Consider the following 15,704-nt stretch of genomic DNA (forward strand, 5'->3'; position numbering starts at 1 on the left):
GGTGTGTGGGTGACTCGCAAATCGTAAGGTGGCGGGGCGTTCAACGCGAGTATGGATGTCACAATCGAGCCTGGCTCCGTTTCGGGTCGTGTCTGGGCTCCTCCTTCGAAGAGTTACAGTCACCGGGCGATCCTCGCCGCGGGGTATGCCGATCGCGCGACGATCGAACGCCCACTCGTGAGTGCAGATACCAGGGCCACGATGCAGGCGGTCCGTCAGTTCGGTGGGAGTGTCGACATCGAGTCTGAATCGGTTGCTGTTACGGGCTTTGCCGGACAGCCGGCGGTCCCTGGAGACGTGCTTGACTGTGGAAACAGCGGGACGACCACGCGGCTTGTCACCGGTGCTGCCGGACTGGTCGATGGAACGACAATCTTGACGGGTGATCGTTCGTTGCGCTCGCGTCCACACGGACCTTTGCTCGAAGCGCTCGAACAGCTGGGTGCGACGGCGCGTTCAACGCGGGCAAACGGACAGGCCCCGCTGGTGATCGACGGTCCGATCGAGGGTGGGTCCGTGTCGATTCCTGGAGATGTTTCTTCTCAGTACGTAACATCGCTGTTGATGGCAGGCGCGTGCACCGAGGACGGGATCTCGATTGAGCTGACGACGCCGCTGAAATCTGCACCGTACGTGACGATCACCCGCGAACTGCTCGAGGCGTTTGGGGTAACGACCGAACGCACGGCTGCGGGCTTTGCGGTTCCAGGTGGCCAGCAGTATTCGCTTTCGGACGGGAAATACACCGTGCCCGGCGATTTCTCCTCGGCGTCGTATCCCTTGCTGGCTGGCGCAATTGCAGGCGAGGAATCAGTGACGGTGGCAGGCTGTTATCCGGGTGCACAGGGTGATTCGGCAATCGTTGACGTGCTCGATCGGATGGGTGCACAGATCAGCTGGGATCGGTCGGCTGGAACGATCGAGATTTCCCGCTCGTCGCTGACCGGAATCGAGGTCGATGTCGGTGACACGCCGGATCTTCTCCCAACGATTGCAGTGCTCGGCGCCGTGGCATCGGGGACGACCACAATCACGAACTGTGAGCACGTCCGGTACAAGGAGACCGATCGCGTTTCGGCGATGGCGACGGAGCTCGAAAAGCTGGGTGTCGAGGTCGAGGAGTCACCAGAGACGCTTACGGTCTATGGCACTGAGGGTTCGTTCAGCGGGGCCACCCTGGAGAGTTACAATGATCATCGAATTATCATGTCGCTTTCAGTCGCCGGATTGCTCGCAGACGAGCCGGTGACAATCACGGACGGCGAACACGTCGACGTTTCCTATCCAACCTTCTTCGAGTCGCTGTCCTCACTGGGGGCATCTGTCCAGCACTGAATAGACAATGTTCCGTCACGACGACGCGACGGCGCTCTGTGAACAGACGCTAGCTCCGGGATACGTTCGACCGGACTATGATGGTCACTCGTTTGCCAACGTTGCACCGACTGTCGGCGAGCGTCTCGACGTCTCGGTTGCGGGTGAGCCCCTCGCTGTGTCGGCGTTCGATAGCGATTCGAAAACGGTCGTCCTCGTCGTGATCGATGGGTTTGGTTTCGAGCAGTTCGATCGCCATCGTGATGCGCATCCATTTTTCAGCACGCTTGCCACGCAAACGACGGTGTGGCCACTGACCTCGGTGTTTCCATCCGAAACCGCCGCTGCGATGGGCACGCTCACGACTGGTGTCCCGCCGGTCCAGCACGGCCGGATAGGCTGGAACGTCCCGATCGAGGAAACGATTGTGGAGTCGTTGCCGTTTCGGTGCAAAGATGGCACTGCAGTGAGCGAGCGGTTCGATGTCGATCGACGGGCGTTCATTTCAGGTGCGACGGTCGCTGGACAGCTCGCTGAAGGTGGTGTCCCGACCACGCAGGTCGTTCCAGTGGGCCACGTCACCGTCGATCCAGATCATTCACTGATCGAGCAGCGACGCTACGACAGTCTGGATGCATTCGCAATGGAGCTTCAGCGTGCAGTTCGTGAAACAACTGGCGGGTTCGTGTACGCGTATCTTCCGCACGTCGATGGCGCTGGTCATACACACGGCACCCACGCGCCGGCGTACACCGAGACGGTTGCTTCGGTTGGGTCGGCGCTCAATGAGGCGCTCACCGGGCTCCCGAGTGCGGTTTCAGACCGCACGCAGCTGTTCGTGACGGCCGATCACGGCCAGGTTGACACCGATCCATCAACGAACGTCGATCTGCTGGAGATCCCTTCGCTGTCGTCGTATATCGACCGCGATCAGCAGGGAACGCCACGTCTCGGTGGCGGTGGTCGCAATGTTCATTTGTATCCAGAGGCAGAGGATATCCCTGCACTCAGGAGCGCTCTCGAGTCGGTGTTTGGCGACACCGCGCTCGTTTACTCCCGTGAGGCCGCGCTCGAAGCGGGGCTGTTCGGTCCCGGTTCCCCCAGCGAGACGTTCGAACGGCTCAGTGGTGATCTGCTACTCATCCCGCGAGAGAAGACCGTCTGGCACGGCGAAGCCCCAGAGCTCTCGTTCGTTGGGTTTCACGGTGGGCTGCATCCAGACGAACAGCTCGTTCCGTTCGCTGCGATCGAGCTCGCAGAACTCTCCTAGGCGAATCGATCGACGAGCGAACGCCCTTCGATATACGCAAGGCCGTTGTTGCGGGCGTACGCCTGCGCCCGTGCCGGTGTCAGCGCAGTTCCGGTTTCATCGTCGAGCATCTCACAGACGACGACCGCCTGGGGCTGGGCCGTCTGCTCGGCGAGCGCCAACCCGAGTTCGGTGTGTCCTTCTCGGTCTGCGAGCAGTTCGGGAGCGCCGCGAAGCAGATGCACGTGTCCGGGTGCGTGAAACTCTTCGAGAAAATCAATCTCGTCGGGATTGGCACTCACGGCCCCGAGTCGCTCGATCGTCAACGATCGATCTGCGTCAGTGATCCCAGTGTACGTATCCCGGTGGTTCACCGTGAGCGAAAACGAGGATCGGTCGTCGTAGCCGACATCGGGATCGCGGCTCAACGGATGGTCGATCGCCTCACTCGCAAACGGAAGCTCGAATCGCTCACAGAGCTCGTTGCTGAGTGCAACACAGACCAGTCCACCGGCGTCGTTGCGCAGTCGCGCAACTGCCTCGGGAGTGACTGCGGTGGCCGGATAGACCAGATCCGTTTCGCCCTCGCGATCGGCCGCGTCGTGGATCAACACCGGTTCGCCGCGGCTGAATGCGCTAATCGTCTGCTCGACACTGCTCTCGTGGCGGGGTTCTGGTTCACTTTTCGACATGAGTGGTGAGTTCGTCGCCGTCCGAAATGTCTAGCACAGCGCGGAGTTTCTCCGGAGCGATCAGCTCAAGCTGGTCGTCGGCGTGGTGGGTCCGCTCCGGTGCGATGATGTGTGCCGGTTCGTACGCCTGGTCTTTGACCTCGACGGCAACCGACCAGCAAAAGGCCGGGCCGTACGTCCGGTCGTCGTTCTCCCAGCCATCGATCCGTACCGGTTCGATCGATTCGAGGTCGGCTCTGGCGTGGATGGATGGTTCATCGAGTTCGACGTTGAGCGTCCCTGCAAACGGCTCGTAGTCCAGCTTCGTGATGAATTGGCGCATGTAGCCCGGTAGCGAGATGTAGTGGCTTCCTTCGCCCATCCCGCTGGTAACCGTGCCAGTGAGCCGGATCTCCGGCTGATGTTCAAACAGCCGCCGGTAGTCTGCGTACTGTCCACGGAGCAACTGTTCGCCCGGTTCGGTCGTCCCCACGAGCTGTCCGTCGGCGACGATCTGTCGATCAATCAACTCGGCGTCTTCCAGCCGCTGGAGCCGTCGTGAGACGGTCTGTGTCGACACATCGAGTCGCTCGCCGAGCGCAGAGCACGTCACCTGTGCCCGGCTCTCCATCGCGCCATCGAGTGCGAGCAGTTTCAGTACCTCGCGCTCGTCGGGCCCGATTCCGGCCGATTCTGCCATACGTCACTCTCGGCAGTCGTTCCTGATAAGCGTATCGAATATGATACCCATCTCAAATTTGGAACGGAAAAGGCGTTGAAAGTCGTTGTTTAAACGAGTTCCTTACAGCGAGAGCGAAAAGAGCTCATCGCCCACGTGATGGAGTGAGTCGATCACTTTGCCGCTGTCGCCGACCAGTTCGTCGCCATCGACGCGCGCTCGGCCGATGGCCAGTGCTTTTCCGTGTGATTCTTCTTCGATGACGACGAGATCGTCGGCGGCAATTTCGGCGTCTGCGTCGGCAATCCCGGGTCGCATCACGTCGGCCCCGTCGGAGACGAACGAGACGGCACCGGCGTCGACGGTGACCACGCGGTCGGTTGGCGGGTAGCGGTTTGCGCCGTTGACGGTGAGAAACGGCTCTGGGTTGCCGCCGTCGGGCGCTGGAAAGTAGGTGACGAGCGGGTCGCCGTCCACGAGCACGAGTTCTGTATCGCTGTCGGTGAACTCGACCTGTTCGAAGCTGTCGCCATCGATCTCGACGCCGAGTGCGTCTGCAATCGAGGTGGTGATGCGATCGATCGCGTCACTCCGCAGATGATGGCGCGATTTGACTTCCATAGCTGCCATAGCAACTACGGTGCTATACATCTAGCCACTTGCTGCTCGTCAGTCATCGTCGTTGCGCTCGGATCAGCGCCGCGAGTTCGTCGTAGAAGTCGGTTTCGTATTTTTCGGGATCGTCGATCGTCGGCCGGGCGTTCGTTTCGATGACGTAGGTGGTGCCCTCGCTTTCGAGCAGGTCGACGCCAAGAAAGGGGATGTCGAGCGTTGTGGCCACCCGCTCGACGAGCCGTTGCTGGTGTGCATCGAGGCTCGTGGCGCTGGCGCGTGCTCCCTGGTGGACGTTGTGTTTCCACCGTTCACCATCGGGGTGGGCGCGTTCGACTGCACCCGCGTAGGTGCCGTCGATCACCATTGCGCGGTAGTCGGTCGCCTCGGGGAGATACTCCTGGATGAGAAACGATTTGTCAGCGGTCGTTGGCTCCTCGTGGAGCAGGGTGAGGTAATCGACAACACCATAGAACGAGTCTCTGTCGTGGATTTTCGTGACGCCTGCACCACGGGTTGCGGAGTTCGGTTTGACCACTACTGGTCGGTCGAACGATTCGAACGCGTCCGTGAGCTCTGCTCGATCAACGGGTGAGGAGGCCATCACCGTTCGTGGGATTTCGATCCCGGCGCGCTGGAGTCTGGCGTACGTTGCTGCCTTGTGGCGCGACCGACAGATCGCCCCGCGGTCGTTCACCCAGGGAACGTCGAGAGACGCATCGACGACGCCCCCCTCCGGGAATCGACTTGGATAGACAAAGCCCACGTCGTACTTCTCGAATGGATTGTTTTGGAGGTCGATGATGCGCTCTTTGGGCTGGACGTAGTCCACCTGGATGTCGCGTCTGGCGAGTGGGTCGCGCATTCGCTCGTACGTCTGGGCGTTAGTGGTGACAGCGAGCCGGAGCATAGCGGAGGGCTGGCGTGCATCGACTAAGGTGCTGCGTTCGAAGAGCGCACACACGAATTTTTGGATCGGCCGACGACAGCTGCCTCGGACAAATGAACAGGTGGTTGTCCTGGCGGCACGAACGGTATGCAAGTACTAACTCGGTATCAGTGTCGAAGTAGGTATACGTGGCTCTTCAAATGCAGGACGGTGCCAAAAAGTGGCAACTGAACTCTATTCGATGCTGTTCAGTAACTAATATGAGTTAAAACACAATTACTATATATGACACTACAATATAATTAACGAATGGGACTATTTGGCAGCGATAAAGAGGAAAAAGAAGCCCGCAAGCGACGGGGTGGATTCAAAGTAAAGGATGAATTTCCGACTAGAAGTGCGGTGAGAGTAATTGATGAAGAAGCAGAAGTTGTTATATATGCAAATGTGAGTCATAACTATTCTATGATGTCTGCTGTGCCAATAAAAGACACCGCTCTGGAACTTCCAGATGACGACAATGCAGAGGAGTAAGGGCTGATTGGTAGTACTGTAAAGCCACAGCTCCTTCGTGAAATAACCGACCAAACCGTGTTACTCACCGACGTATCCCCAACAAAATCACGTCCTGACGGAGATTTGAACTCCGGTCCCTGGCTCCGCAAGCCAAGAGGATAGTCCACTACCCTATCAGGACTCACCTGTACTTTCTCGGGTTCCCCTAAAGCCGTTGCGATTCCGGACAGCCGGGCCGATCGGGCCCCATCCCAGGGTTGAAATACGAAACCGGGGCCACACCCGCTATGTGTACCGAATCGATCAACCGACAGGGATTAGCGCCCCACGACCCATGAGCAGTGTAATGAGCGAGATCGAGGACATCTACGCCGAGCTGGACGTAGACATCAGCGAGGAGGAGTTCAGGGAGGCCGTCGAAGCGAAGGTCGAGGAGATGGCGGGACTGGCTGATGAAGCCACGGCCGCACAGCTCGTTTCGCACTCGCTTGGCGGTGGCGAACCCAGCTCGATCTCCGCGATCGAACCCGGTCCAGCTGAAGTGTCCTTTGCCGGCAAAGTCGTCGGCATCGGTGATCTCCGGACGTTCGAACGCGACGACGAAGACGAACCCGGCCACGTGATCAATCTCGACGTGGCCGACGAAACGGGCCAGCTCCGGGTGGCGCTCTGGGACGATGAGGCCATTGCCGCGACTGACGAGCTCGAACGCGGTCAGGTGCTGAAGATCAAGGGCCGCCCAAAGGAGGGCTACGCTGGCGTCGAAGTGAGTGCCAACCGCCTTGAGCCAGCACCCGACACCGAGATCGACGTCTCAGCCGATGACACCACCGCCATCGAATCGCTCTCAATGGGCCAATCCGATGTGACGCTTACCGCCCGACTGCTGGGCACTGAACCCGTTCGAACGTTCGAACGCGACGACGGTAGCGAAGGCAAGGTGTCGAATCTGGTGGTGGGTGACGAAACCGGTCGAATTCGAGTGACGCTGTGGGATGACCAGGCCGACACGGCCGAAACGCTGACGACCGGCGAATCGATCGAGATCGTCGACGGGTATGTCCGCGAACGCGATGGCGATCTCGAGCTCCACGTTGGCTCGCGGGGCTCGATCGACGAAATTGATGAAGAGATCTCGTTCGTTCCCGACACGACGCCAATCGAAGCCCTCGAAATCGAGGAGACCGTCGATATCGCTGGTGTTGTCCGATCGAGCGATCCCAAACGGACGTTCGACCGTGACGACGGCAGCGAAGGGCAGGTGCGCAACGTCCGTATCCAGGACCAGACGGGTGACATTCGGGTGGCGCTCTGGGGCGAAAAGGCAGATCTCGATCTCACACCGGGCGATGAGGTGCTATTCGGCGACGTTGAGATCCAGGACGGCTGGCAGGACTCGATCGAAGCGTCTGCCGGATGGCAATCGACCGTCTCACCGCTCGATCCCGGCACGACACTGGACGATGGAGACAGCGACCCATCGACTGACAGCGAGGGGCTCGAAGCGTTCACCGAAACGGGCGAGTCCTCCCAATCGACGAATACGGATACAGACATGAACACCGATACGGAGTCGGGCGAACACACGGAGTTTACCGGGACCGTGGTCCAGACGGGCGAGCCAGTGATTCTCGATAACGGCGAATCCACGCTCACCGTAGAAACCACCGAAGACGTGCGACTCGGTCAGGAAATCACCGTTCGTGGCCGAATGGTCGGCGAGAAGCTAGCAGCAGACGAACTGTTCTGAGCTGTCCAGAAACGCGGAACGTTTAAGCCTGCGACAGCCGGGTATGTGCCTATGAGCGTCGAGCTACCGTTTGCCCCGGTAGACGCGGTTATCCGTCGGAACGCAGGCAACCTCCGGGTGAGTGGGGATGCTGCAGAGGCGCTTGCACTCCGAATACAGAACCACGGGGCAGCCCTGGCGGTTGAGGCCGCCGAACGAGCCACAGCGGACGGCCGAAAGACGTTGATGACCGAGGATTTCGACGTGTCGTCGGTCGATCGCACCGAAGTAAAGATTCCAATCGCACCCGTCGATCGCATCGCCCGTCTCGACATCGACGACCGATATCGAGTGTCGATGGACGCCCGCGTCGCACTGGCCAGCCGACTCGAAGCGTATGCGGATTCGATCGCTGGAGCGAGTGCTGCGTTCGCGCGCCATGCCGGCCGCCGGACGATCAAAGCCGAAGACATCGAACTGTACTTCGAAATCAAACCGTACTGCTGATGAAATTCGGCTACCGCGAGGAGTGTCTGGCACACGACACCGGGCGTCGCCATCCAGAGTCACCGGACAGACTGCGGGCGATTCGACGCCGCCTTTCGAAGGCTCACGGCGTCGAGTACGTCGCTGCTTCTAGGGCGCCGCGTGAGCACTGCGAACTCGTTCATGACTCGGCGTACGTCGATGCTGTAGCAACGTTCTGTGCCGATGGCGGCGGCCAGTGGGACGCCGATACCATTGCCGTTCCGGCCACCTGGGGGGCCACACTTGCGAGCGTCGGCCTCGCCGAGTGGGCAATCGAAACTGCACTGTCAGGTGCCAGTGGTCGAAACACGCCGTTTTCACTTGGTCGACCCCCCGGACATCACGCCGTCGCCGACGATGCCATGGGCTTTTGCTTTTTCAATAACGCTGCTATCGCCACCGAGATCGCACTCGAACGCGTTGATCGCGTCGCGATCATCGACTGGGACGTTCACCATGGCAACGGCACCAACGACGCGTTTTACGACCGCAAAAACGTATTCTACACCTCGATCCACGAGGAGGGGCTATTTCCTGGCACCGGTGCTGTGGATGCGATCGGAACTGGGGCTGGGACCGGAACCACACTGAACCTTCCGCTCGCACCTGGCAGCGGCGATCCCGAATATCTCGTTGCGTTCGATCGTGCAATTCGCCCTGCCATCGAGCGGTTCGATCCCGACCTCATCGTCGTGAGTGCCGGATTTGACGCCCACGAACGCGATCCGATCTCACGAATGCGGGTAACGACAGAGGGCTTTGGCGTGCTCACAGATCGGGTCCGCTCGCTTGCAAGCGATGTCGGGTGTCCGCTGTCGTTCGTGCTCGAAGGTGGCTATGGCCTGGAATCGCTTGCAGATAGCGTCTATATGATTCATGATGTATTCGATGGCAGACAACCACTGGAACCGGAACCCGAGGATCTTCCTAACGAGCTGTCGGTTGTCGAAACTGCACGTGAACTGGTAGTAGAGCGTTGACACCCTCCCCGCCCTGAAGAGCGAGGTTTTAGCTTGAAACCGCTCTAACGGCACCCCTTACACCGGCACATCCTGGCGATATCGGCCGTACACACGCTTTTGGAGGACGGACGGAACACACCGAATTCCAACGCGCATGCAGAGGTTAAGACACAGCCGAGGCGAATTGATGAATCCTTGTTCGTACCAGTCGACCTGCTGTTCGATCTCTCGCCTGAGATAGCTCAGTCCACGTCGCCGACTGTACATGGCGGTTCCGGCCCGCATTTTCAACAGCACTTCGGGAATATTCGCAAATCGCTTGTTGGCTTGCAACATCCGCACCCATAGATCGTAATCTTCCATGTGGTCGACCGCTCGGTAATTTCCCGCCTCAATGACGGCCGATCGGCGAAACAGCACCGTGGCGTGATTCATCGGGCTGCGAAATCGGGCGAGCCGTTCGATCGCCTCGTGTGACTCTGGCACCTGTCGAACTGCATACGGTGACTCCGGATCGTCGGCAAACTCCACCAGATATCCGCCGACGATATCGATCTCGGGATTCGACTGCAAAAACGTACGCTGCCGTTCGATTCGGTCGCTGACGGCGATGTCGTCGCTGTCCATTCGAGCGATCATCTCGTGGGAGCTCTCGGCGACGCCAACGCGCAATGCATTGCCGAGTCCTTGATTCGTTTCGATCGTGTGCGTCCGGAACTGTCCCGGGTACGCCAGCTCCCAGTGGCGAATCACCGTCTCAATGGCTCCGCCGACGGGCCCATCCTGTATGATGAGCAACTCATCCGGAACATATGTCTGTTCTGCGATACTTTTGATTGCCATATCGAACTGTCGGGGAGAATCTCCACTGCAGACCGGTAATACGGCAGATATCGATGATGGAGTGCCACTAGAACTATCGACCATCGGTGCTCACGCTATCCATTCCGACAGTATCTGCAAAGTAAATTCTGGTAATGTCTGATATAGAAGAGTCTATGAAAAACTGATATTTTATGACTGAGAGATGGTTTGTTGCTACACAAGACGATCTATAGCTTGTATAGATACCTACGAGTTTACAACAATCCCAATTGTAGTAGTATTATTGAAATTTCCGAACGCAACTGCATGCAGTCCGAGAGCTCGTTTGCTGAGTTGTTGCTCAGGCGAGATCGTGAATGATCGGTTCGAGCTTCGTAGCGAGCTGTTCTGGCTCCGTCTCAGTGATGATGAGTTGTTCGTGTCGTTCGTCTGTGTCAGTTAGTTCGGAGAAGAGACTTCCCCGGCGATCAACTTCGATGAATGCCGTGAGTGCGTCCGGGCCTGGTTGACAGACGAATTCAATTTCGTCAACGGCTCCAACGAACGGTCCCTGTTTCGGCCGAAACTCGAACTCCTGGACGAATGACTGCGTGCTTGTATATCGGCCGTATGGATCGGCCTGACAGGACGCATTCGCAAGCGTGAATCCGAGCGATTCGGCAGCGTCGAACAGCGCACGCATGCGTGGGGTGGGATTGACAACGAGCTGGTCGATGTCCTCGGGATCGACTGCCATGTCGATCTCAAGGTCGGTGTCGAGCCAAACATCGACCCGCCCGATCGTGATTGGCGTGTGGTATGGGATCTCAATCGGCGTGGATCGAACGTCTCGCATGTCGGGCTCGATCGTCAACGATTCGGCGAGCCGAGTGCGCCCAATTTCTGCCTCAACGTATCCTTCATCGGTCTGATAGCGTGTTTCGATCGTCAGCTCGATTGCGGAAATCTTCTGCGGTGCCTGGCCTCCTTCGATTGAGATTTCCGCGTCGACCGTCGTTCCTGGTGTCACCGTAGTGGAGGGTAAAACGGTATCGACAGTGGCGGCTCCGATACCGATACTCGTCAGGATTTTCTTCATTTGCTACTATCTATTAGTGATATACCTACAAGTCACTTGTGGAGCTTATTATCCACAACTGTTGATTTGTTATGCTTCGTCGCCGTACGTCTCTTCGAGAAATTCGATGATGTCGCTTGATTCGGGGAGTCCCTCAACGCCGTGGTCGTGATCAACGAGGACCGGGACCCCGGTCTGTCCGCTGATCTCCTCGACAGTTTCACGCTCTGCGTGTGATCGTGACACCATGTGTGACTCGTACTCGAGATCGAGTTCGTCCAGGGTTTCTTTCACCCTGGCACAGAACGGACAGCCTTCCAGCTCGTACAGCTCGATCGATGTCATCAGTGTGATTACGTCCGCCTCGTGTAATAAAATACCGACGATGTCAAGCGGTCTTCAGAAGAATTGTGTGCCTGTCCGTATCCAGAAGTAGCCGACGAACAGACAAAGCAACACGAGATGACCGGGATGGACATCCTCGCGTTTTCCGGCCGCAACCTTGACGATCGGGTAGGAGATGATTCCGGCGGCAATCCCGTAGGCGATTGAGAAGGTAAACGGCATCACGATCACCGTCAGTGCTGCTGGGACGGACTGTGTGAAGTCGTCCCAGTCAATTTCGGTGATTCCCTGGAGCATGAACACCGCAACAACGACGAGTGCGATATGCGAGGCGTGTTTAGGGATGCCGACTGCCAGCGGAACGAGTGCAAGCGAAGCGAGAAATAACAGTCCAACCGTGATCGCCGTTAGCCCGGTCCGTCCACCTTCCTCAACGCCAGTAGCGGATTCAATGTACGTCGTCACCGTGGAGGTGCCAAGAATCCCACCGATCGTGGTGCCAATTGCGTCGGCAAACAGCGGTCGATCCATCCCGGGAAGATTGCCGTCGTCGTCAAGAAAGCCAGCCGCCTGTGAGACACCGGTGAGCGTACCGGCCGTGTCGAAGAAGTCAACGAAAAAGAATGTGAATACGACGAGCGCAAATCCAAGCCCAGAGACGTTCGCGAATCCGTCGAGAAACGCACCGATCAGTGGCGTGATGTCGTAGCTTGCAGTCGAGTACGCGAGCACTGCGAGTGGATCCGTGGCGAGCTGGTCGATCGAAATCGGCGCCAGCTCCACCGAAGAGAGCGTTGTCCCCTCGGGCGTTTTCGCAACTGGCGTATAGCCAAGCGCGGCCGCCACGTAGCTCACCACGGTTGTTCCAAGAATACCGATGATGATCGAACCACGAATGCCTCGGGCATAGAGCGCCAACGTCCCGAACAGTCCGAGAATGGCGATGATCGCCACTGGATCCGCAGCGAACTCGGGATTGAACGCAACGAATGTGCTCGCATCACCGGCCATCACGTGCATCTCTTTCAATCCGATCAGCCCGAGAAACAGCCCGATACCCGCACCAACCGAGCGCTTGACTGGCGTGGGAAACAGCTCGATGATGTATCGACGCGCGCCAACAACGGTCAAAATCCCGAAGATCACACCCTCAACGACGATCGCCGCGAGTGCCGTCTGCCAGGGGATCCCCATTCCGTTGACAACCGTGAACGCGAAAAACGCGTTCAGTCCGAGCCCCGGTGCGAGTGCGAACGGTCGGTTCGAGACGATTCCCATCGCAAGACACGCAATCCCCGCAGAGAGCATCGTCACGACCGTGAGCAGCTCCTGGGTGTGCGGTCCCAGATCGATCGCTGCTCCCATGATCTGTGGGTTCACCACGACGATGTACGACATCGTCAGAAACGTCGTGAATCCAGCGAGTATCTCGGTTCCCACGTCCGTGTCGTGGCCCGAGAGATCGAAGAACGAGGAACTGTCGGATGATCTGGCCATGTTGGATGAATAAGCATAAGTCAAACAAGACAGTTAAATATTACTATCCAAAAATGCAATTTCTATACACGTTCGTGGATATTTATGCGTTGTCGGACTATTCGATGGTGAGCAGCGATCCAACTGGTGCGTTGGTTCGATCCCTGGCAATGTCGATGCCGTCGGAGCCGACAGCAATGAGCGTACAGACACCACAGACGGTGGCCTGGGCGTGTTCGGCGATGTCCAGCAGCAGTTCCTGTGTTTCGCCCGAACGAATCAGATCATCAACGATGAGGACGCGTTCGTCCCGGTCGATGGCGCGAGCGGGGAGATAGTACGTGAGCTCGATGCCGCTCTGGAGTCGTGACCGGGCTTCGATGAACTGTTCGACGGCCGTTTCTTTGGACTTTTTCGCATACGCGATGTTCGCGTCGAAATATCGGGCAATGGCGCTCCCGAAAGTGATTCCGTCGGTTGCGGCGGTCAATACGACATCGGGCGATTCGAGTGCAAACTGTTCGGCTGCAATCGGCGCAATCAGATCCAACAGTCGCTGATCGAAGACGATGGCGGAGTTATCGATGTATCCTTCTTCGTCGCGTTCGATCCGGCGCTCTAGTTCGTGAGCTATCTCGTTGGGGCCGATCGAGGCGAGCAACGACTGTGCCCGATCAACGCCGGGGAGCACGTGGCCGTTGACGTATCGATTTAGATCACCGGCCGGAAATCCGGTGGTGTCGGCCAGTTCGTCGTACGTGCGGGTCTCTTTGAGCATTCTGAGCACGGCAACCGCACGCAACTGGAGGGTCGCTTTCTCTGCGCGGTTCATAGCCTCGCTCGGGAATGCACAGCTTTGGGGTTATCGATTCGGTAACAACGAAAAATATCCACCTTCGTGTAGTGTTACTGCTCGAGCAGCGCGTCGGCAGTAACGAGCGCTTCGAGTTCGAGATCGGCTTCAGCGAGCCGTTCGGTCGCACCTTCCTGGCGATCAACAACGACGAGCACTCGATTAACGACTGCGCCGGCGTCTCGGAGCGCCTTGGCAGCCTCGAGCGCGCTCGTTCCGGTGGTTGCGATGTCTTCGAGCACCACGACCTCCTGGCCGGCCTCGAACTGTCCTTCGATTCTGTTTGCCGTTCCGTATTCTTTGGCCTGCTTTCTGACGATGATATACGGCGACTGGGCTTTCAGGCTCGTCGCAGCAACCAGCGGCACTGCACCGAGTGCCACGCCGGCTGGCAGCTTCCCCTCTAGTCGGTCGGCAAACCCGTCTGCGATCACGTCGAGACAGTGTGGATCCGTTTCGAACAGGTATTTATCCACGTAGTAGTCGCTGGTCCCACCGTGGGCGAGTTCGAATTCGCCAAACTTGACCGCATCAGCATCAGTGAGCGCTGAAATCAGTTCGTCGGTCGCTCCGGTCATACAGCCACTCTGGTTGCTGGCGTGTTAAGTGGACCGAGACATTCCACTCGAAACGAAGGGGTACGGTTTGACGCCACGTGGGTGGTGGTATCAAAAGACGCTGTCGGCGGTTGCCGCCCCAACGACGCTGAACACCGACCCCACACAGATAACTCGAAAGAGCGTGCCAGGGCGCTGTTCCGGTGGAACGTCGAGTGCCGCGAAAAAGGTCGATGGCGCATCAAACAACACGACGAGCAAGATGACCGAGCCAAATGCGACGGCGAGTAGCGAGACGAATCGCAGCGGAACGCCCCCGAGGTCGGATTCGATCTCGGGATCTCTCTTGGCGTCTGCACCATACAGCGCCGTGTAGCCGATCGTGACGACGACGGCGGCGGTCCCCAGCCCGTTGAGCCAGCCCATCCGTACGGCAAGCATCCACACCTCTTCAGTGACGACGAACGGACCGGCGAGCAGAAAGCCACCGATCAGCTGCTGGGCAGTGTCGGCCGCTCGGTATCGTGGTGGACGATTGGGCATAGCTGTCCTGGGGTGGCCGGTGGTATATACGCTGTGTCGAACGAGTTTTTTCGTCCAAAGCCCGAGCACACGCATGGGTGTCAGAGAGGAGTTCGATGCCTGGGCCGCCGCGGGGCGTGACCGGGGGATGGAAGATCGACATTGGAACACCGCAAAGCATGCACTGGCACGTTTGCCTGTGGAATCAGACAGTGTGGTGTTGGACCTTGGGACGGGATCGGGTTACGCACTCAGAGCTCTGCGTGATACCGCGGGCGTCGTCCGTGCGTACGGACTAGACGGCTCACCGGAGATGCTACAGAACGCCAGTTCGTATACGGACGATCCGCGGATTGGCTATCTCTGTGGCGATTTCGATTCGCTCCCGTTTGCTAACAACTCGATCGATCACGTCTGGTCGATGGAGGCGTTCTACTACGCCACATCACCCGAGCAGACGCTCTCAGAGATCGAGCGTGTGCTCACCCCCGGTGGGACGTTCTACTGTGCAGTCAATTATTACGAGGAGAACGTCCATTCACACCACTGGCAAGAAACGATCAGCATCGATATGACACGCTGGTCACGCAATGAGTATCGATCGGCGTTCGAAGCGGCTGGGCTTTCGGTCGCCCAGCAGGACATGATTCCGGACACAGAGACCGATATCCCACCAAAAGATGCGTTTCCGACAGAGGAATTCGATACTCGCGAGGCGATGGTTGAGCGATTCAGGGAGTTTGGTACGCTACTCACTGTTGGCGTAGCACACTGAATGGTAACCAGTAACATAGTTTATAGTCGCGGCGGTTGACCTACGAACCAACGTCATGGCTGTCGCTTTACGAGCAGGGACGCTGTTGTTATGCGATGAGACTGACCGGATTGCAAAGAGCAGAGCTGGCGATCATTGCCAGGGG

Annotated in this window: 18 protein-coding genes and 1 tRNA gene; 7 read left to right on the plus strand and 12 right to left on the minus strand. The window is 58.2% G+C overall.

The window, feature by feature from the left end:
* Window positions 1-51: 51 nt before the first annotated feature.
* Together aroA and JXQ78_RS10860 are read left to right on the plus strand one after the other, a co-directional pair.
* Window positions 52-1,335, plus strand: coding sequence for a 3-phosphoshikimate 1-carboxyvinyltransferase (gene aroA / locus JXQ78_RS10855; protein WP_330630781.1), 1,284 nt, complete (start codon window positions 52-54; stop codon window positions 1,333-1,335).
* A 7-nt stretch (window positions 1,336-1,342) separates the two neighbouring features.
* Window positions 1,343-2,584 carry an alkaline phosphatase family protein gene (locus JXQ78_RS10860; RefSeq protein ID WP_330630782.1) on the plus strand — a complete coding sequence of 414 codons (1,242 nt, stop codon included), beginning with the start codon at window positions 1,343-1,345 and terminating at the stop codon, window positions 2,582-2,584.
* Here JXQ78_RS10860 and ribB read toward each other — a convergent pair.
* The 4 genes from ribB to JXQ78_RS10880 all read right to left on the minus strand — a co-directional run bounded on the left by ribB (window position 2,581) and on the right by JXQ78_RS10880 (window position 5,435).
* Window positions 2,581-3,255, minus strand: a complete 675-nt coding sequence (gene ribB, locus JXQ78_RS10865) for a 3,4-dihydroxy-2-butanone-4-phosphate synthase (protein ID WP_330630783.1) — start codon at window positions 3,253-3,255, stop codon at window positions 2,581-2,583. The two genes, JXQ78_RS10860 and ribB, sit on opposite strands and share 4 nt — an antisense overlap.
* Window positions 3,242-3,934: a DUF120 domain-containing protein gene (locus JXQ78_RS10870; RefSeq protein ID WP_330630784.1), complete on the minus strand. Its 693-nt coding sequence runs from the start codon at window positions 3,932-3,934 to the stop codon at window positions 3,242-3,244. The genes ribB and JXQ78_RS10870 overlap by 14 nt, the downstream gene beginning before the upstream one ends.
* A 102-nt stretch (window positions 3,935-4,036) precedes the next feature.
* Window positions 4,037-4,534, minus strand: coding sequence for an RNA-binding protein (locus JXQ78_RS10875; protein WP_330630785.1), 498 nt, complete (start codon window positions 4,532-4,534; stop codon window positions 4,037-4,039).
* A gap of 52 nt (window positions 4,535-4,586) precedes the next feature.
* Window positions 4,587-5,435 (minus strand): ATP-grasp domain-containing protein, encoded by an 849-nt coding sequence (locus JXQ78_RS10880; RefSeq protein ID WP_330630786.1) that lies wholly within the window; start codon window positions 5,433-5,435, stop codon window positions 4,587-4,589.
* Between the two features lie 288 nt (window positions 5,436-5,723).
* Here JXQ78_RS10880 and JXQ78_RS10885 point away from each other — a divergent pair, with 288 nt between their 5' ends.
* Complete coding sequence (locus JXQ78_RS10885) at window positions 5,724-5,948, plus strand: hypothetical protein (protein ID WP_330630787.1); 225 nt, start codon at window positions 5,724-5,726, stop codon at window positions 5,946-5,948.
* A gap of 90 nt (window positions 5,949-6,038) precedes the next feature.
* On the opposite strand, the gene JXQ78_RS10890 is transcribed toward JXQ78_RS10885, so the two are convergent.
* Window positions 6,039-6,111: transfer RNA gene (locus JXQ78_RS10890), tRNA-Arg, on the minus strand.
* Between the two features lie 165 nt (window positions 6,112-6,276).
* On the opposite strand from JXQ78_RS10890, the gene JXQ78_RS10895 reads away from it, so the two are divergent.
* Genes JXQ78_RS10895 through JXQ78_RS10905 form a run of 3 tightly spaced genes read left to right on the plus strand, consistent with a single transcriptional unit; the run spans window position 6,277 to window position 9,167 of the window.
* Window positions 6,277-7,680, plus strand: coding sequence for a single-stranded DNA binding protein (locus JXQ78_RS10895; protein WP_330630788.1), 1,404 nt, complete (start codon window positions 6,277-6,279; stop codon window positions 7,678-7,680).
* A gap of 51 nt (window positions 7,681-7,731) precedes the next feature.
* Window positions 7,732-8,166 (plus strand): histone, encoded by a 435-nt coding sequence (locus JXQ78_RS10900; protein ID WP_330630789.1) that lies wholly within the window; start codon window positions 7,732-7,734, stop codon window positions 8,164-8,166.
* Window positions 8,166-9,167 (plus strand): histone deacetylase family protein, encoded by a 1,002-nt coding sequence (locus tag JXQ78_RS10905; protein ID WP_330630790.1) that lies wholly within the window; start codon window positions 8,166-8,168, stop codon window positions 9,165-9,167. Before JXQ78_RS10900 ends, JXQ78_RS10905 begins: the two co-directional genes overlap by 1 nt.
* 57 nt (window positions 9,168-9,224) lie before the next feature.
* Here JXQ78_RS10905 and JXQ78_RS10910 read toward each other — a convergent pair whose 3' ends face one another.
* From JXQ78_RS10910 to JXQ78_RS10940, 7 genes are all read right to left on the minus strand, one after another.
* Window positions 9,225-9,992 carry a glycosyltransferase gene (locus JXQ78_RS10910; protein WP_330630791.1) on the minus strand — a complete coding sequence of 256 codons (768 nt, stop codon included), beginning with the start codon at window positions 9,990-9,992 and terminating at the stop codon, window positions 9,225-9,227.
* 322 nt (window positions 9,993-10,314) lie between these two features.
* On the minus strand, window positions 10,315-11,052 hold the full coding sequence (locus tag JXQ78_RS10915; RefSeq protein WP_330630792.1) for a sporulation protein: 738 nt from the start codon (window positions 11,050-11,052) through the stop codon (window positions 10,315-10,317).
* A 69-nt stretch (window positions 11,053-11,121) separates the two neighbouring features.
* Complete coding sequence (locus JXQ78_RS10920; RefSeq protein WP_330630793.1) at window positions 11,122-11,376, minus strand: glutathione S-transferase N-terminal domain-containing protein; 255 nt, start codon at window positions 11,374-11,376, stop codon at window positions 11,122-11,124.
* A gap of 54 nt (window positions 11,377-11,430) precedes the next feature.
* Entirely contained in the window at window positions 11,431-12,873 is a 1,443-nt protein-coding gene (locus tag JXQ78_RS10925; RefSeq protein WP_330630794.1) for an NCS2 family permease, read from the minus strand.
* A gap of 97 nt (window positions 12,874-12,970) precedes the next feature.
* Window positions 12,971-13,684, minus strand: a complete 714-nt coding sequence (locus JXQ78_RS10930) for a phosphoribosyltransferase family protein (protein WP_330630795.1) — start codon at window positions 13,682-13,684, stop codon at window positions 12,971-12,973.
* Window positions 13,685-13,758: 74 nt separating this feature from the next.
* Window positions 13,759-14,283: an orotate phosphoribosyltransferase gene (gene pyrE, locus JXQ78_RS10935; protein ID WP_330630796.1), complete on the minus strand. Its 525-nt coding sequence runs from the start codon at window positions 14,281-14,283 to the stop codon at window positions 13,759-13,761.
* 90 nt (window positions 14,284-14,373) lie between these two features.
* On the minus strand, window positions 14,374-14,805 hold the full coding sequence (locus tag JXQ78_RS10940; protein WP_330630797.1) for a DUF2391 domain-containing protein: 432 nt from the start codon (window positions 14,803-14,805) through the stop codon (window positions 14,374-14,376).
* A 73-nt stretch (window positions 14,806-14,878) separates the two neighbouring features.
* On the opposite strand from JXQ78_RS10940, the gene JXQ78_RS10945 reads away from it, so the two are divergent.
* Window positions 14,879-15,559, plus strand: a complete 681-nt coding sequence (locus tag JXQ78_RS10945) for a class I SAM-dependent methyltransferase (RefSeq protein ID WP_330630798.1) — start codon at window positions 14,879-14,881, stop codon at window positions 15,557-15,559.
* Window positions 15,560-15,704 lie beyond the last annotated feature (145 nt).

The organism is Halocatena halophila, assembly GCA_027563145.1.
Taxonomy (GTDB): domain Archaea; phylum Halobacteriota; class Halobacteria; order Halobacteriales; family Haloarculaceae; genus Halocatena; species Halocatena halophila.

Bases quoted from the DNA above. Each gene is read 5' to 3' on its own strand.
- aroA (WP_330630781.1), top strand. From the start codon at position 52: ATGGATGTCACAATCGAGCCTGGCTCCGTTTCGGGTCGTGTCTGGGCT.
- JXQ78_RS10860 (WP_330630782.1), top strand. From the start codon at position 1,343: ATGTTCCGTCACGACGACGCGACGGCGCTCTGTGAACAGACGCTAGCT.
- ribB (WP_330630783.1), bottom strand. From the start codon at position 3,255: ATGTCGAAAAGTGAACCAGAACCCCGCCACGAGAGCAGTGTCGAGCAG.
- JXQ78_RS10870 (WP_330630784.1), bottom strand. From the start codon at position 3,934: ATGGCAGAATCGGCCGGAATCGGGCCCGACGAGCGCGAGGTACTGAAA.
- JXQ78_RS10875 (WP_330630785.1), bottom strand. From the start codon at position 4,534: ATGGAAGTCAAATCGCGCCATCATCTGCGGAGTGACGCGATCGATCGC.
- JXQ78_RS10880 (WP_330630786.1), bottom strand. From the start codon at position 5,435: ATGCTCCGGCTCGCTGTCACCACTAACGCCCAGACGTACGAGCGAATG.
- JXQ78_RS10885 (WP_330630787.1), top strand. From the start codon at position 5,724: ATGGGACTATTTGGCAGCGATAAAGAGGAAAAAGAAGCCCGCAAGCGA.
- JXQ78_RS10895 (WP_330630788.1), top strand. From the start codon at position 6,277: ATGAGCGAGATCGAGGACATCTACGCCGAGCTGGACGTAGACATCAGC.
- JXQ78_RS10900 (WP_330630789.1), top strand. From the start codon at position 7,732: ATGAGCGTCGAGCTACCGTTTGCCCCGGTAGACGCGGTTATCCGTCGG.
- JXQ78_RS10905 (WP_330630790.1), top strand. From the start codon at position 8,166: ATGAAATTCGGCTACCGCGAGGAGTGTCTGGCACACGACACCGGGCGT.
- JXQ78_RS10910 (WP_330630791.1), bottom strand. From the start codon at position 9,992: ATGGCAATCAAAAGTATCGCAGAACAGACATATGTTCCGGATGAGTTG.
- JXQ78_RS10915 (WP_330630792.1), bottom strand. From the start codon at position 11,052: ATGAAGAAAATCCTGACGAGTATCGGTATCGGAGCCGCCACTGTCGAT.
- JXQ78_RS10920 (WP_330630793.1), bottom strand. From the start codon at position 11,376: ATGACATCGATCGAGCTGTACGAGCTGGAAGGCTGTCCGTTCTGTGCC.
- JXQ78_RS10925 (WP_330630794.1), bottom strand. From the start codon at position 12,873: ATGGCCAGATCATCCGACAGTTCCTCGTTCTTCGATCTCTCGGGCCAC.
- JXQ78_RS10930 (WP_330630795.1), bottom strand. From the start codon at position 13,684: ATGAACCGCGCAGAGAAAGCGACCCTCCAGTTGCGTGCGGTTGCCGTG.
- pyrE (WP_330630796.1), bottom strand. From the start codon at position 14,283: ATGACCGGAGCGACCGACGAACTGATTTCAGCGCTCACTGATGCTGAT.
- JXQ78_RS10940 (WP_330630797.1), bottom strand. From the start codon at position 14,805: ATGCCCAATCGTCCACCACGATACCGAGCGGCCGACACTGCCCAGCAG.
- JXQ78_RS10945 (WP_330630798.1), top strand. From the start codon at position 14,879: ATGGGTGTCAGAGAGGAGTTCGATGCCTGGGCCGCCGCGGGGCGTGAC.